The organism is Pseudomonas azadiae (genome assembly GCF_019145355.1).
GTDB lineage: Bacteria > Pseudomonadota > Gammaproteobacteria > Pseudomonadales > Pseudomonadaceae > Aquipseudomonas > Aquipseudomonas azadiae.
The window spans coordinates 3,338,274-3,353,561 of record NZ_JAHSTY010000001.1 but is presented as its reverse complement, the minus strand read 5'-3'; the positions used below and the strand labels follow the sequence as shown (position 1 = coordinate 3,353,561).

18 protein-coding genes are annotated in these 15,288 nt (G+C 60.9%); 15 read left to right on the top strand and 3 right to left on the bottom strand.

Features of this window, described 5'->3' with window-relative positions; genetic code table 11:
* Positions 1-4: 4 nt before the first annotated feature.
* From hslU to KVG91_RS15230, 6 genes are all read left to right on the top strand, one after another.
* Positions 5-1,342 carry an ATP-dependent protease ATPase subunit HslU gene (hslU, locus tag KVG91_RS15255; RefSeq protein WP_169375909.1) on the top strand — a complete coding sequence of 446 codons (1,338 nt, stop codon included), beginning with the start codon at positions 5-7 and terminating at the stop codon, positions 1,340-1,342.
* A gap of 149 nt (positions 1,343-1,491) precedes the next feature.
* Positions 1,492-1,869, top strand: a complete 378-nt coding sequence (locus tag KVG91_RS15250; protein ID WP_169375908.1) for a gamma-butyrobetaine hydroxylase-like domain-containing protein — start codon at positions 1,492-1,494, stop codon at positions 1,867-1,869.
* Between the two features lie 250 nt (positions 1,870-2,119).
* On the top strand, positions 2,120-3,799 hold the full coding sequence (gene phaC / locus KVG91_RS15245; protein ID WP_169375907.1) for a class II poly(R)-hydroxyalkanoic acid synthase: 1,680 nt from the start codon (positions 2,120-2,122) through the stop codon (positions 3,797-3,799).
* A gap of 167 nt (positions 3,800-3,966) precedes the next feature.
* On the top strand, positions 3,967-4,812 hold the full coding sequence (phaZ, locus tag KVG91_RS15240) for a poly(3-hydroxyalkanoate) depolymerase (RefSeq protein ID WP_169375906.1): 846 nt from the start codon (positions 3,967-3,969) through the stop codon (positions 4,810-4,812).
* 89 nt (positions 4,813-4,901) lie between these two features.
* Positions 4,902-6,584 carry a class II poly(R)-hydroxyalkanoic acid synthase gene (gene phaC / locus KVG91_RS15235; protein ID WP_169375905.1) on the top strand — a complete coding sequence of 561 codons (1,683 nt, stop codon included), beginning with the start codon at positions 4,902-4,904 and terminating at the stop codon, positions 6,582-6,584.
* A 28-nt stretch (positions 6,585-6,612) separates the two neighbouring features.
* Entirely contained in the window at positions 6,613-7,233 is a 621-nt protein-coding gene (locus KVG91_RS15230) for a TetR/AcrR family transcriptional regulator (RefSeq protein ID WP_169375904.1), read from the top strand.
* Between the two features lie 73 nt (positions 7,234-7,306).
* Here the strand turns inward: KVG91_RS15230 and KVG91_RS15225 are convergent, their stop codons facing one another.
* The 3 genes from KVG91_RS15225 to KVG91_RS15215 form a co-directional block, all read right to left on the bottom strand.
* Positions 7,307-8,221 carry a phasin family protein gene (locus KVG91_RS15225; RefSeq protein ID WP_169375903.1) on the bottom strand — a complete coding sequence of 305 codons (915 nt, stop codon included), beginning with the start codon at positions 8,219-8,221 and terminating at the stop codon, positions 7,307-7,309.
* Between the two features lie 12 nt (positions 8,222-8,233).
* Complete coding sequence (locus tag KVG91_RS15220; RefSeq protein ID WP_169375902.1) at positions 8,234-8,656, bottom strand: phasin family protein; 423 nt, start codon at positions 8,654-8,656, stop codon at positions 8,234-8,236.
* A gap of 106 nt (positions 8,657-8,762) precedes the next feature.
* Positions 8,763-9,038 carry a polyhydroxyalkanoic acid system family protein gene (locus KVG91_RS15215; protein ID WP_169375901.1) on the bottom strand — a complete coding sequence of 92 codons (276 nt, stop codon included), beginning with the start codon at positions 9,036-9,038 and terminating at the stop codon, positions 8,763-8,765.
* Positions 9,039-9,183: 145 nt separating this feature from the next.
* Here KVG91_RS15215 and ubiE point away from each other — a divergent pair, with 145 nt between their 5' ends.
* The 9 genes from ubiE to KVG91_RS15170 are packed head-to-tail and all read left to right on the top strand — an operon-like array spanning position 9,184 to position 15,161.
* A complete protein-coding gene (gene ubiE / locus KVG91_RS15210) occupies positions 9,184-9,954 on the top strand; it encodes a bifunctional demethylmenaquinone methyltransferase/2-methoxy-6-polyprenyl-1,4-benzoquinol methylase UbiE (protein ID WP_003171186.1) in 771 nt (256 codons plus the stop codon).
* Positions 9,954-10,577, top strand: a complete 624-nt coding sequence (locus tag KVG91_RS15205; RefSeq protein ID WP_169375900.1) for a ubiquinone biosynthesis accessory factor UbiJ — start codon at positions 9,954-9,956, stop codon at positions 10,575-10,577. Before ubiE ends, KVG91_RS15205 begins: the two co-directional genes overlap by 1 nt.
* The gene (ubiB, locus tag KVG91_RS15200; protein ID WP_169375899.1) at positions 10,574-12,178 is read left to right on the top strand and encodes a ubiquinone biosynthesis regulatory protein kinase UbiB; all 1,605 of its coding nucleotides are present in this window, start codon (positions 10,574-10,576) and stop codon (positions 12,176-12,178) included. The genes KVG91_RS15205 and ubiB overlap by 4 nt, the downstream gene beginning before the upstream one ends.
* A gap of 41 nt (positions 12,179-12,219) precedes the next feature.
* Complete coding sequence (gene hisI / locus KVG91_RS15195; RefSeq protein ID WP_034117325.1) at positions 12,220-12,612, top strand: phosphoribosyl-AMP cyclohydrolase; 393 nt, start codon at positions 12,220-12,222, stop codon at positions 12,610-12,612.
* 1 nt (position 12,613) lies between these two features.
* A complete protein-coding gene (locus KVG91_RS15190) occupies positions 12,614-12,946 on the top strand; it encodes a phosphoribosyl-ATP diphosphatase (protein WP_003209299.1) in 333 nt (110 codons plus the stop codon).
* Between the two features lie 26 nt (positions 12,947-12,972).
* On the top strand, positions 12,973-13,251 hold the full coding sequence (locus KVG91_RS15185; RefSeq protein WP_169375898.1) for a twin-arginine translocase TatA/TatE family subunit: 279 nt from the start codon (positions 12,973-12,975) through the stop codon (positions 13,249-13,251).
* Between the two features lie 10 nt (positions 13,252-13,261).
* Entirely contained in the window at positions 13,262-13,669 is a 408-nt protein-coding gene (gene tatB, locus KVG91_RS15180; protein ID WP_169375897.1) for a Sec-independent protein translocase protein TatB, read from the top strand.
* Positions 13,666-14,457: a twin-arginine translocase subunit TatC gene (gene tatC, locus KVG91_RS15175; RefSeq protein WP_169375896.1), complete on the top strand. Its 792-nt coding sequence runs from the start codon at positions 13,666-13,668 to the stop codon at positions 14,455-14,457. Before tatB ends, tatC begins: the two co-directional genes overlap by 4 nt.
* A complete protein-coding gene (locus KVG91_RS15170) occupies positions 14,454-15,161 on the top strand; it encodes a 16S rRNA (uracil(1498)-N(3))-methyltransferase (RefSeq protein WP_169375895.1) in 708 nt (235 codons plus the stop codon). Before tatC ends, KVG91_RS15170 begins: the two co-directional genes overlap by 4 nt.
* Positions 15,162-15,288: the final 127 nt, after the last annotated feature.

The following is a 15,288-nucleotide window of genomic DNA, read 5'->3' as shown; positions in this document are numbered from 1 at the left end:
CACTATGTCCATGACTCCCCGTGAAATCGTCCATGAACTCAACCGCCATATCATCGGCCAGGACGATGCCAAGCGCGCCGTCGCCATCGCGCTGCGTAACCGCTGGCGCCGGATGCAACTGCCCGAGGAACTGCGCGTTGAAGTAACGCCCAAGAACATCTTGATGATCGGCCCGACCGGCGTCGGTAAAACCGAGATCGCCCGCCGCCTGGCCAAATTGGCCAATGCGCCTTTCATCAAGGTTGAAGCCACCAAGTTCACCGAAGTGGGCTACGTGGGCCGCGACGTCGAGTCGATCATCCGCGACCTGGCCGACGCCGCCCTGAAAATGCTGCGCGAACAGGAAGTGACCAAGGTCAGCCACCGCGCCGAAGATGCCGCCGAAGAGCGCATCCTCGACGCCCTGCTGCCACCGGCACGCATGGGTTTCAACGAAGACGCCGCACCGTCGTCCGATTCCAACACCCGTCAGCTGTTCCGCAAGCGCCTGCGTGAAGGCCAGCTGGATGACAAGGAAATCGAGATCGAAGTCGCCGAAGTCTCCGGGGTCGACATCTCCGCGCCGCCGGGCATGGAAGAAATGACCAGCCAGTTGCAAAACCTGTTCGCCAACATGGGCAAGGGCAAGAAGAAAAGCCGCAAGCTCAAGGTCAAGGACGCGCTCAAACTGGTGCGCGACGAAGAAGCCGGGCGCCTGGTCAACGAGGAAGAGCTCAAGGCCAAGGCGCTGGAAGCCGTCGAGCAGCACGGTATCGTGTTTATCGATGAGATCGACAAAGTGGCCAAGCGCGGCAACTCCGGCGGCGTCGATGTGTCCCGCGAAGGGGTGCAGCGCGACCTGCTGCCGCTGATCGAAGGCTGCACCGTGAACACCAAGCTGGGCATGGTCAAGACCGACCACATCCTGTTTATCGCCTCCGGCGCCTTCCACCTGAGCAAACCAAGCGACCTGGTGCCCGAACTGCAAGGCCGCCTGCCGATTCGCGTGGAACTCAAGGCGCTGACCCCGGGCGACTTCGAACGCATTCTCAGCGAACCGCACGCGTCGCTCACCGAGCAGTACCGTGAGCTGCTGAAAACCGAAGGCCTGGGGATCGAATTCCAGGCCGATGGCATCAAGCGCCTGGCGGAGATTGCGTGGCAGGTCAACGAGAAAACCGAGAACATCGGTGCGCGTCGCCTGCACACTTTGCTTGAGCGTTTGCTTGAGGAAGTGTCCTTCAGCGCCGGCGACATGGCCGGGTTGCAGAATGGCGAGGCGATCAAGATTGATGCGGAGTACGTCAACAGCCACCTGGGCGAATTGGCGCAGAACGAAGATCTGTCGCGTTATATCCTGTAAGCCTAAACGCAAAACCGCTTTGCTTTACTGTGGGAGCGGGCTTGCTCGCGAAAGCGGTGTATCAGTACTAGATGTACTGACTGACACTGCGCTTTCGCGAGCAAGCCCGCTCCCACATTTTTGAGCCGGTTTCTTCAGGATTATTACCAATGTCGAAATTTCCCACTGCTGTAAACCTGCATAAAACCTCCAACACCCTCGGCCTTACCTACGGCCCCGATGAAACCTACCAATTGCCCGCCGAATTCCTGCGGGTGCACTCGCCTTCCGCCGAGGTCCAGGGCCACGGCAAACCCATCCTCCAATTCGGCAAGCTCAACGTCCGGTTGACCAAGATCGAACCGGCCGGCCAGTACGCACTGAAACTGACCTTCGACGACGGGCATGACAGCGGACTGTTCACCTGGGATTACCTCTACCAGTTGGCCGTGCGTCAGGACGCGCTGTGGGCCGACTACCTCGCCGAACTCAAAGCCGCCGGCAAAACCCGCGATCCGAGTGAATCGGTCGTGCGGCTGATGCTCTAGCCCAGGCGTCTTGCTCTTTAGAGGGCATTTTCTAATTTCATCTGCTTGAATGCCCTGTCGCGTGACCAATGATGGGTCCGCTTGCGGAAAAAATTAAACTCGGGTAACCAATGGAGCTGGCAAGTTCCCTGCATTTGACGATGTGGTATCAACGGTCACCCGAGTCGCAGTACCTGGCGTGTGTTGTGGATCGCAATCTGGATGCAGCGCCACCGCCGGTACTCGTCTTTCGGACAATGGAGCGTCGTAGATGAGTAACAAGAATAACGATGACTTGAAACGCCAGGCCTCGGAAAACACCCTGGGGCTCAACCCGATCATCGCGTTACGCAAAAAGGACTTGCTCGCCTCGGCGAAGATGGTGCTGACCCAAGCCATCAAGCAACCGTTGCACAGCGTCAAGCACGTCGCGCATTTTGGCGTGGAACTCAAGAACGTGATGTTCGGCAAGTCGCAGCTGGTGCCCGAAAGCGACGACCGTCGTTTCCATGACCCTGCCTGGAGCCAGAACCCGCTCTACAAACGTTATTTGCAGACTTACCTGGCGTGGCGCAAGGAACTGCACGACTGGATCGGCGACAGCAACCTGTCCGAACAGGACATCAGCCGCGGCCATTTCGTGATCAACCTGATGACCGAAGCCATGGCCCCCACCAACAGCGCGGCCAACCCGGCGGCGGTCAAGCGCTTCTTTGAAACCGGCGGCAAAAGCCTGCTCGATGGCCTGTCCCACCTGGCCAAGGACATGGTGCACAACGGCGGCATGCCGAGCCAGGTCAACATGGGTGCCTTTGAAGTGGGCAAGAGCCTGGGCACCACCGAAGGCGCGGTGGTGTTTCGCAACGACGTGCTGGAGCTGATCCAGTACAAGCCGATCACCGAACAGGTGCACGAGCGTCCGCTGCTGGTGGTGCCGCCGCAGATCAACAAATTCTATGTATTCGACCTGAGCCCGGAAAAGAGCCTGGCGCGCTTCTGCCTGCGCAATAATCAGCAAACCTTTATCGTCAGTTGGCGCAACCCGACCAAGGCCCAGCGCGAGTGGGGCCTGTCGACCTATATCGAGGCGCTCAAGGAGGCGGTCGATGTGGTCACGGCGATTACCGGCAGCAAGGACATCAACATGCTCGGCGCCTGCTCCGGTGGCATCACCTGCACCGCGCTGCTCGGTCACTATGCGGCGCTGGGGGAGAAGAAGGTCAACGCCCTGACGCTGCTGGTAAGTGTGCTGGACACCACGCTGGACACCCAGGTGGCGCTGTTCGTCGATGAGCAGACCCTGGAAGCCGCCAAGCGCCATTCCTACCAGGCCGGCGTGCTGGAAGGCCGCGACATGGCCAAGGTGTTCGCCTGGATGCGCCCCAATGACCTGATCTGGAACTATTGGGTCAACAACTACCTGCTGGGCAACGAACCACCCGTATTCGACATCCTGTTCTGGAACAACGACACCACGCGCCTGCCGGCGGCCTTCCACGGCGACCTGATCGAACTGTTCAAGAACAACCCGCTGGTGCGCGCCAACGCCCTGGAGGTGTGCGGCACGCCCATCGACCTCAAGCAAATCACCGCCGATATTTACGCCCTGGCCGGCACCAACGACCACATCACACCGTGGCAGTCCTGCTACAAGTCGGCGCAACTGTTCGGCGGCAAGGTTGAGTTCGTGTTGTCCAGCAGCGGGCACATCCAGAGCATCCTCAACCCGCCGGGCAACCCCAAGGCGCGGTATCAGACCAGCGACAGCCTGGCGGGCAAACCCCTTGAGTGGCAGGAGAATGCAACCAAGCACACCGATTCGTGGTGGCTGCATTGGCAGGTATGGCAGGCGGAGCGGGCGGGAAAATTGAAGAAGGCGCCGGTGAGTTTGGGTAATAAAACCTATGCCGCCGCCGAAGCCGCGCCGGGTACTTATGTTCACGAACGCTAACCCACACACATTTTTGTGATTGAAATGAGATCCAAATGTGGGAGCGGGCTTGCTCGCGAATACGGTGTGTCAGGCAACACATCTGGTACTGACACACCGCATTCGCGAGCAAGCCCGCTCCCACATTCAGACCGCATTCCGGCTGTAACACTTCACAGGGCTTGAGCATGCCGCAACCGTTCATCTTCCGAACCATCGACCTGGATGGCCAAGCCATCCGCACGGCGGTGCGCCCGGGCAAGCCACACTTGACGCCGCTGCTGATCTTCAACGGCATCGGCGCCAACCTTGAGCTGGTGTTTCCGTTCGTCCAGGCGCTGGACCCGGACCTGGAAGTGATCGCCTTCGATGTGCCCGGCGTGGGCGGTTCGTCGACGCCCAATCGGCCGTACCGATTTCCCGGCTTGGCCAAGCTCACCGCGCGCATGCTCGATTACCTCGACTACGGCCAGGTGAATGCGGTGGGCGTGTCCTGGGGCGGGGCGCTGGCGCAGCAATTTGCCTACGACTACCCGGAGCGTTGCAAAAAATTGATCCTGGCGGCCACGGCGGCGGGTGCGGTGATGGTGCCGGGCAAACCCAAGGTGTTATGGCTGATGGCCAGCCCACGCCGTTACATCCAGCCGTCCCACGTGGTGCGCATCGCGCCGATGATTTACGGCGGCTCGTTCCGCCGCGATGCGAAACTGGCCGCCGAGCATGCGAGCAAAGTGCGCTCGGCCGGCAAGCTGGGCTATTACTGGCAACTGTTCGCGGGGCTGGGCTGGACCAGCATCCACTGGCTGCACAAGATCCGCCAACCCACCCTGGTGCTGGCGGGCGACGACGACCCGCTGATCCCGCTGATCAACATGCGCATGCTCGCCTGGCGCATTCCCAACGCGCAACTGCACATCATTGATGACGGCCACCTGTTCCTGATCACTCGAGCCGAAGCCGTGGCGCCGATCATAATGAAATTCCTCGAAGAGGAACGCATGCGCGCGGTGATTCATCCGCGACCGGCGGTGTAAGGACCACACCACCGCGCAACTTGCCAGGAACCGACTATGGTTCTGGATTGGCGTGCCTGTTTGATGGCTTGACGAAGGAGTGTTGGCTCATGCGAGAAAGACCCATGACGGACCCGGCACCCACCCCTGCTGCGTTCATCAATGCGCAAAATGCGATCACCGGGCTGCGCGGTCGCGACCTGCTGTCGACGCTGCGCAGCGTAGCCGCCCATGGCTTGCGCAACCCGCTGCATACGGCTCGTCATGCCTTGGCGCTGAGCGGTCAACTGGGCCGCGTGCTGCTGGGTGAAACCGTGCACAAGCCCAACCCCCATGACAGCCGCTTCACCGACCCCACCTGGGCCCTCAACCCGCTGTACCGACGCAGCCTGCAGGCGTACTTGAGCTGGCAGAAGCAGACGCGCCACTGGATCGACGACAGCACCCTGAGCGCCGATGATCGAGCGCGTGCGCACTTCGCTTTCTCGCTGCTCAATGATGCGGTTTCGCCCTCCAACACCCTGCTCAACCCACTGGCCATCAAGGAGCTGCTCAACTCCGGCGGGCACAGCGTGGTGCGCGGCGCGAGCCACCTGCTCGAAGACGTGCTGCACAACAATGGCCTGCCGCGCCAGGTGAGCAAGCATGCGTTCGAGGTGGGCAAGACGGTCGCCACCACGTCCGGCTCGGTGGTCTTTCGCAATGAGCTGCTGGAGCTGATCCAGTACAAGCCCATGAGTGAAAAACAGTACGCCAAACCGCTGCTGATCGTGCCGCCGCAAATCAACAAGTACTACATTTTCGACCTGAGCCCGGCCAACAGCTTTGTGCAGTACGCGTTGAAAAACGGCCTGCAGACGTTCATGGTCAGCTGGCGCAACCCGGATGTGCGCCATCGCGAATGGGGCCTATCCACCTACGTTGCCGCGCTGGAAGAGGCGCTCAACGTGTGCCGGGCGATTACCAAGGCGCGCGACGTCAACCTGATGGGCGCCTGTGCCGGTGGCCTGACCATCGCCGCGCTGCAAGGCCACCTGCAAGCCAAGCGCCAGTTGCGCCGCGTCTCCAGCGCGAGCTACCTGGTGAGCCTGCTGGACAGCCAGATCGACAGCCCCGCCACGCTGTTCGCCGACGAGCAAACCCTGGAAGCCGCCAAGCGCCGTTCCTATCAGCAAGGCGTGCTGGACGGACGTGACATGGCCAAGGTGTTTGCCTGGATGCGCCCCAATGATTTGATCTGGAACTATTGGATCAACAATTACTTGCTGGGCAAGGAGCCGCCGGCCTTCGACATCCTGTACTGGAACAACGACAACACGCGCCTGCCCGCCGCGCTGCACGGCGACCTGCTGGACTTCTTCAAGCACAACCCGCTCAGCCGCCCCGGTGGACTGCAAGTGTGCGGCACCCCCATCGATCTGCGGAAGGTCACCGTGGACAGCTTCAGCGTGGGCGGCATCAACGACCACATCACCCCGTGGGACGCGGTGTACCGCTCCACCCAGTTGTTGGGCGGCGATCGACGCTTCGTGCTGTCCAACAGCGGGCACATCCAGAGCATTCTCAACCCGCCGGGCAACCCCAAGGCCAACTACGTCGAGAACCCCAAGCTGAGCAGCGACCCCCGGGCCTGGTACTACGACGCCAACCACGTCGAAGGCAGCTGGTGGCCGCAGTGGCTGACATGGATCCAGCAACGCTCGGGCGTACAACGAGAAACCCTCACCGCCCTGGGCAACCAGAACTACCCACCGATGGAAGCGGCGCCAGGCACCTATGTGCGCGTGCGTTGAGTTCACCCGACACCGTTAAGAAGGCTGGATGAAGACCCGCGACCGTATCCTTGAATGTGCCTTGCAATTGTTCAACCAGAAGGGCGAACCCAATGTCTCGACCATGGAGGTGGCCAATGAAATGGGGATCAGCCCCGGCAACCTCTACTACCATTTTCATGGCAAGGAACCGCTGGTACTCGGTCTGTTCGAACGCTTTCAAGCTGAACTGGCACCGCTGCTCGACCCACCGGCAGATGCGCAATTAAAGCCCGAGGACTACTGGCTGTTCCTGCACCTGATCGTCGAGCGTATGGCCCATTACCGCTTCCTGTTCCAGGACCTGTCGAACCTCGCCGGGCGCCTGCCGAAGCTGGCCAAGGGCATTCGCAACCTGCTCACGTCGCTCAAGCGCACCCTGGCGGCTTTGCTGGCGCGTATGAAGGCGACGGAACAGTTGGTCAGCGATACACAGGCGCTCGGTCAACTGGTGGAACAGATCACCATGACGCTGCTGTTTTCCCTGGACTACCAGCGCATTCTCGACCGCAAGGGCGAGGTGCAAGTGGTGGTCTATCAGGTAATGATGCTGGTCGCGCCGCACCTCCTGTCGCCAGCGAGATTGGCGACCGAGCGCTTGGCCCTGAAATACCTGGATGACACGGACTGAACATGTAGCCCGCGCTCACACAAAAAAATGCCCGACCTTTGCAGGCCGGGCATTTTTTGTGTCCTGGGGGAAATCAGGACTGACTGGATGGCGTCGGGGTTGCCGGCGTTGCAGTCGGGGTCACAGCGGGGGCCGGTGCGGACACTGAGTTGGCTGTGGAGGCGGGAGACGCAGCAGGAGCAGGCTTGGCGGCGGCCGATTTTTTCGCTACCGCTGGCTTCTTCACGGCGGCTGGTTTTGCCGCTGGCTTGGCTGCAGCCGGCTTGGCAGCCGGTTTCGCGGCGGTCGGCTTGGCTGCGGGCTTTGCAGCTGCGGTTTTAGCGGCTGGTTTAGCGGCGGCCTTGGCGGCAGGTTTCGCGGCAGGCTTGGCAGCCGCTTTAGCGGCTACTGGTTTTGCAGCCGGCTTGGCGGCTGCGGTTTTCGCCGCAGGCTTCGCGGCAGGTTTTGCAGCCACCTTGGCTGGAGCCTTGGCCGCAGGTTTTGCGACCGCTTTTACCAGGGGCTTGGCTGCAGCTTTCGCCGCGGGTTTGGCCGCTGCGGTTTTAGCCACTGGCTTGGCGGCAGGTTTGGCAGCGACCGCTTTAACGGGAGCCACTTTAGCGCCGGTCAGTTTTTCGATTTGCTTGGTCAGGGTATCGACCTTGCTGTGCAACGTCTTCAGTTCTGCCTTGCTAGGCACGCCCAGTCGCGAAATGGCACTGTTGAGACGCTTGTCGAACGTTTCTTCCAACTTGCCCCACGTGTCAGAAATGCTCGACTTGGCGGAACCGGCAGTTACCTTGGCCGCTTCAACTTTTTTACCCACTGTGGTCTTGGTCAACTTCTCGGCCTTCTCGCCGTCCTTGACCAACGTCTCGAAGTATTTGCCACCGTCACTGCTAACCTTCGAGTACACGCCTAAACCAGCAAGCCAGATCTTACGGGAATATTTTTCAACTTCCCCGACCCACGAGCTGCCTTCTTTCTGAGTAGTCTTTTTAACAGCCATCCGGATGTCTCCTTAGTGTTTACGCGCGACACGTTCTAGCAATGTCGTCAGCTCTTCGAGCTTAGCAGAGAGTGTCTCAACGTCATGTCTAGATGCAATGCCGATTCGATTCAACGCACTTGCAACACGAGTATCAAAAGCTTTTTCAACTTTATCCAGCTGAACTTCTACCAGACCTTTGAGGCTTGAGACATTACTCTTTACTTGGTCCATCTGACTGTTGGCCGCCTCAAGTTGTTCAACTGCAACTTTTTTGCCTTTGCTTTCAACACGTTGACCGACTTTAACCCGCTCTTTGAAGTACTCGCCGCCCTCACTTCCGACCTTGGCGTAGGCACCAAGTCCTGCCAGCCAGATCCTGCGGGCGTAGGATTTAACGTCGCTTGGGGCAGCGCTCTGGGCGTCGATTTTTTTCTTCAGAATAACGTTGGCCATGGTTCGCCTCACACAGAATAGGGGGGGAGGAACGGCCCACAGGAGTTGAGGGCTTGGGCACAACGTAGGAGGAATAATTAGAATCGGCACCCTAACAACAGGTTGATCAAGCCAGCGCCTTGTCCAGGGCTTTCTCGATTTCGGATTTGAGGGTGCCACTCATGGCCGACATCAACAGGCCCAGTTGCACATCGATGCGCAACGAATCATCGGCGACTAACACAGTGCCCTTAACCCCCGAACGCTTCAGGTTCAAGGTATCACCGGACCACGACGACTCCAGGCCATAGCGTTCCTGAAGTTTGCTTGCCAACTGTTCGGCCTTTGCCCGTGCGGCTTCTTTACCCAGGTGATGTGTGCGCTCAACGGTAATACGGGCCATTGCCATGACTCCTGTTTATAGCCAGTGGTAAAACCTTCCGTGCGGCAAAAGGTCTCTGTGATGACCTATCTTACCTGCAGCCTTGCCAAGACAAAGCAGGCCTTGGGGATTATCATGTGCCGCATTCTCTTTTGGTGACAGCGATATGACTGATCAGCGCAAAGGCAGCGATGCCGAACCCACCACTCACTTCGGCTTCAAGAACGTACCGGAAAGCCAAAAAGCGGAAAAAGTCGCTGAGGTGTTCCACTCCGTAGCCGCCAAGTACGACCTGATGAACGACGTGCTGTCGGGCGGCATGCACCGCCTGTGGAAGCGCTTCACCATCGAGCTGTCCGGCGTGCGCACCGGTAACCGCGTGCTGGACATCGCCGGCGGCACGGGCGACCTGGCGGCCAAGTTCTCCAAGCTCGTGGGCCCGACCGGCCAGGTGGTATTGGCGGACATCAACGGTTCGATGCTCAAGGTTGGCCGCGACCGCCTGCTGGATAAGGGCGTGGCCGGCAATATCGAATTCGTCCAGGCCGACGCGGAAAAACTGCCGTTCCCCGACAACCATTTCGACTGCGTGACCATCGCCTTCGGCCTGCGCAACGTGACCCACAAGGAAGACGCGATCCGCTCGATGCTGCGCGTGCTCAAACCGGGCGGCCGCCTGTTGGTGCTGGAGTTCTCAAAGCCCACTAATGCGCTGATGTCCAAGGTCTACGACACCTACTCGTTCGCCTTCATGCCGTTGATGGGCAAGCTGATCACCAATGACGCCGAAAGCTATCGCTACCTGGCCGAATCGATCCGCATGCACCCCGACCAGGAAACCCTCAAGTCGATGATGGTAGAGGCCGGTTTCGACCGTGTGACCTACCACAACATGACCTCGGGTATCGTCGCCCTGCACCGCGGCATCAAGCCCTGATGTTGCTCAAAGGGCTTCTGGCAAGCGCGGAACACGGCCTCAACCGTGTGCTGCGCCTGGACAGCACCGCCCTGGCGCGGCTGGCGCATCTGAACGGCAAAATCATTGCCGTTGACTGCCGCAGCCCCGCGTTGCAGCTGTTTATCCTGCCCAGCGATGAAGGCCTGACGCTGGCGACCCAATGGGCCGCCGACGCCGACTGCACCCTGCGTGCGCCGGCCTCGAGCCTGGTGCACCTGGCCTTGAGCCGCAACAAAACCGCGATCCTGCACAGCGCCGAAGTGGAGCTGGAGGGCGACAGCGCGGTGCTGATGGACCTGGCGGCGGTGCTGCAAGACCTGGAACTGGATTGGGAGTACGAGCTGTCGCGCTGGATCGGCCCGGTGGCCACCCAGCTGCTCAGCGGGCACCTGCGCAGTCGGTCGCGCTGGTACCAGCAAGGGTTCGCCAGCCTCAGCCAGAACCTCGCCGAATACCTGAGCGAAGAATCGCGCACCCTGGTCGGAGAGCGGGAAGCGCAAGCGCGCTTTCGTGAACTCGACAAGGCCAAAATCGACCTGGAACGCCTTGAGGCCCGCTTCGAGCGCCTGAACCGTTCCCTTGATCCAAGCGATAACGCATGAAGCTGCTCGCCGTCCGCCGTTTGTTTCGTATCCAGCGCGTCGTAATCCGCTACCGCCTCGATGACTTGCTGTTCGCCCTGCCCCTGCCGTGGTTCCTGCTGGCGGTACGCTATGTGCTGCCGTGGCGCTGGCTGCCGCGCAAAAAGCTCGAGCTGAGCCGTGGCGCGCGCCTGCGCCTGGCCTTGCAGGATCTGGGGCCGATCTTCATCAAGTTCGGGCAGATCCTCTCGACCCGCCGCGATCTATTGCCCGAAGACATCGCCGACGAGCTGATGCTGCTGCAGGATCGCGTGCCGCCGTTCGATTCCCAGCAATCGATGAAACTTATCGAAGCGCAGCTGGGCAAGAAGATCAGCGAAGTGTTCAGCCGTTTCGACGTCGAACCGCTGGCCTCGGCCTCGGTCGCACAGGTGCACGCGGCGCAGCTCAAGACCGGCGAAGAAGTGGTGGTGAAGGTGATTCGCCCAGGCCTCAAACCGATAATCGGCCAGGACCTGGCGTGGCTGTTCATCCTGGCCCGCGCCGCCGAGCGGTTCTCGGCGGATGCGCGCCTGCTGCACCCGGTGGACGTGGTCGCCGACTACGAAAAAACCATCTACGACGAACTCGACCTGCTGCGCGAAGCCGCCAACGCCAGCCAGCTCAAGCGTAACTTCGAAGGCTCGCAACTGCTGTACGTGCCGCAAGTCTATTGGGACTGGTGCCGTCCGAAAGTGCTGGTGATGGAGCGCATCTACGGCGTGCAGGTCACTGACCTGGCGACTCTCGCCGACCAGCGCACCGACATGAAGATGCTCGCCGAGCGTGGCGTGGAGATCTTCTTCACCCAGGTGTTCCGTGACAGCTTCTTCCACGCCGACATGCACCCGGGCAACATCTTCGTCAGCACCGTCAACCCGTGGAGCCCGCAGTACATTGCGATCGACTGCGGCATCGTCGGCAGCCTGACCCCGGAAGACCAGGACTACTTGGCGCGCAACCTGTTCGCCTTCTTCAAGCGAGACTATCGCCGCGTGGCGCAGTTGCACATCGATTCAGGCTGGGTGCCGGCGGAAACCAAGCTCAACGAATTCGAAGCGGCGATCCGCACCGTGTGCGAGCCGATCTTTGAAAAACCGTTAAAGGATATTTCCTTCGGCCAGGTGCTGATGCGCCTGTTCCAGACCGCACGACGCTTCAACATGGAAGTGCAGCCGCAGTTGGTGCTGTTGCAAAAAACCCTGTTGAACATCGAGGGCCTGGGTCGCCAGTTGTACCCGGACCTCGACCTCTGGAGCACCGCCCAACCGTTCCTGGAACGTTGGATGCGTGAACGGATGAGCCCGAAAACCATGCTGGGCAACCTGCACAGCCAGATGGAACAACTGCCGCACTTGGCCAGCATGACCCGCGACCTGCTGGAACGTATGTCCCAGCCCCACGCCAAGGACCCCGAGCCACCGTGGCGCAAGCGCAAGGACGACTGGTTCCTGCGCCTGCTGGGCGCCGCGCACCTGGTGGGCGGCGTGATGCTGGCCCTCGGCGGCCCGCTGAACCAACTGGGTCACTGGCCGGCGGGCGTCATGGTTGCCGTGGGTGTTTATCTGATCGTGCGCCGATAGCCAATCCGGTTATACACTGTCGCAAATTGCCGGAGCCGAACATGAAAGACTGGCTGGACGAGATCAAATGGGACAGTGACGGCCTGGTGCCGGCCATTGCCCAGGACTACAAGACCGGGCGCGTGCTGATGATGGCCTGGATGAACCGCGAGGCCCTGAGCCTCACCGCCACTGAGCAGCGCGCCATTTACTGGTCACGTTCGCGTGGCAAACTGTGGCGCAAGGGCGAAGAGTCCGGGCATGTGCAGACCCTGCACGAAATGCGCCTGGACTGCGACGCCGACGTGGTGATCCTGATGGTCGAACAGATCGGCGGTATCGCTTGCCACACCGGCCGTCACAGCTGCTTCTATCGTGTGTTCGAGAACGGCGAATGGAAGGTTGTGGAGCCGGTGCTCAAAGACCCGCACGCCATCTATTCGGCAGGACACTGACATGAGCGATACCCTGAACCGCGTGGCCCAGGTGCTGGAAGACCGCAAAGGCGCGGACGCCGACAGCTCCTACGTCGCCAGCCTGTACCACAAGGGTTTGAACAAGATCCTGGAAAAACTCGGCGAAGAATCCGTCGAGACCATCATCGCCGCCAAGGACGCGCAAATCAGCGGAGACTGCAGCGATGTAATCTACGAAACCGCCGACCTGTGGTTCCACAGCCTGGTCATGCTCGCCCAGCTGGGGCAGCATCCGCAGGCCGTGCTCGATGAACTGGACCGTCGCTTCGGCTTGTCCGGGCATGCCGAGAAGGCATCACGCCCGTCCGCTTGAATAACTAAGACTCGAGGATTTGCAGCATGGGCATTTTTGACTGGAAACACTGGATCGTCATTCTGGTAGTGGTCGTACTGGTGTTCGGCACCAAGAAACTCAAGAATCTGGGCACTGACGTCGGCGAGTCGATCAAGGGCTTTCGCAAAGCCATGAATGACGACGAAAAGCCGGCTGACCCGGCCGCCAATCCAGTGCCGCCCGCACAGCCGGTGCACCCGCAGGCCGCCCAGCCGATCACCGAGCGTCGGACCTTCGACGTGCAGGCTGAGAAAGTCCAAGAGCCGACCCGCAAAGACTCGTGAGCACTGACTAATGTTTGGTATCAGCTTCTCTGAACTGCTGCTCGTCGGCCTCGTGGCCCTGCTGGTATTGGGGCCCGAACGCCTGCCCGGTGCCGCGCGCACGGCCGGCCTGTGGATCGGGCGCCTGAAACGCAGTTTCAATGCGATCAAACAGGAAGTTGAACGGGAAATCGGCGCCGACGAAATTCGCCGGCAGCTGCACAACGAGCATATTTTGTCGTTGGAACAGGAAACGCGGAAGATTCTTTCACCGGTGCAGGAGCCTGCCAAACCGGTTGAGCCCGTGGCCGAGCAACGTATCGCCCCTGCGCCCATCGCCGACGCGAAGCCCGCCGCACCCGCCCCCACCGAGCCTGCGCCGACGCCCGTTGCGTCGCCCGCGCCCCATGACCCCACATTGCCGCCGCGAGCCCCATGAGCGCTGATAAACCGGAAAACGACCAGCATATGCCGCTGGTCTCGCACCTCACCGAGTTGCGTACCCGCCTGCTGCGTTGCGTAGCGGCCATCTTCATCATCTTTGCCGGGTTGTTCGCCTTTACCCAGCAGATCTACACCTTCGTCTCGACGCCGCTGCGCCAGTACCTGCCGGCGGGTGCGACGATGATCGCCACCGATGTGTCGTCGCCGTTCCTCACCCCGTTGAAACTGACCATGATGGTCTCGCTGTTCCTGGCGATCCCGGTGATCCTGCACCAGATCTGGGGCTTTATCGCGCCGGGCCTGTACAAGCACGAGAAGCGCATCGCGGTGCCGCTGCTGGTGTCGAGCATCCTGCTGTTCTATACCGGCATGGCGTTCGCCTACTTCCTGGTGTTCCCGCTGATCTTCAAGTTCTTCGCCGCCGCCACCCCGGCCGGCGTGGAAATGATGACCGACATCACCAGCTACCTCGACTTCGTGATGACGCTGTTCTTCGCCTTTGGCGTGGCCTTCGAAATCCCGGTGGCCGTGGTGCTGCTGGTGTGGATCGGCGTGGTCAACGTGGCATACCTGAAGAAGATCCGCCCGTACGTGATCATCGGCTGCTTCGTGGTCGGCATGATCCTCACGCCGCCGGACATCTTCTCCCAGACGCTGCTGGCCGTGCCGATGTGGATGCTGTTCGAGATCGGCATCCTGTTCAGCGGCCTGATCAGCAAGCGTGGCGACCACCCGGATGATCAACCCGCCGACGACGACCAGCCGCCAGCGACACAGCCGTGAACCTGCTGCTGCTTGAAGAGGCCGATTTCATCGCGGCCGACCGCGTAGTGCTGCGTGATCGGCGCCTGGTGCATATGCAGGAAGTACACCGCGCCGCCGTAGGCGACAGCCTGCGCGTCGGTCGTATCGGCGGACTGATGGGCAATGCCCAACTGCTGCGCCTGGAGGCCGGTGAAGCCGAGCTGCAAGTCAACTTCGACCAGCCACCGCCGGCCAAACTGCCGCTGACCCTGCTGCTGGCCCTGCCGCGCCCGAAAATGCTGCGCCGGGTGTTGCAGACCGTGGCCGCCATGGGCGTGCCCAAGGTGGTGCTGGTGAACAGCTACCGCGTCGAAAAGAGCTTCTGGCAAACGCCGTTCCTGGAACCGGCGGCGATTCGCGAGCAATTGATTCTGGGCCTGGAGCAGGCGCGGGATACGGTGCTGCCCGAGGTCATCATCGAAAAACGCTTCAAGCCGTTCGTCGAAGACCGGCTGCCGGCGATGACCGAAGGCACCTTGGGGCTCATCGGCCACCCCGGCGATTACCCGGCCTGCCCGCGCGGGTTGGACGAGCCGGTCACCCTGGCGATCGGCCCGGAAGGCGGCTGGATTCCCTACGAAGTGGACCTGTTGGCCAAGGCCGGCCTGCAACCGGTACAACTCGGCGCACGTATCCTGCGGGTCGAAACCGCCGTCACCGCCCTGCTCGCCCGCCTTTTCTAACCCAATCTGAAAAACGACGATCTTGTAGTGAGCGGGCTTGTCCCGCGCTGGGTGGCGAAGCCGCCCCCATAAAGACCCCCGCCGAGTGCCAGAGAAACCAAGTCGCCTGGTTTGGGGCGGCTTCGCC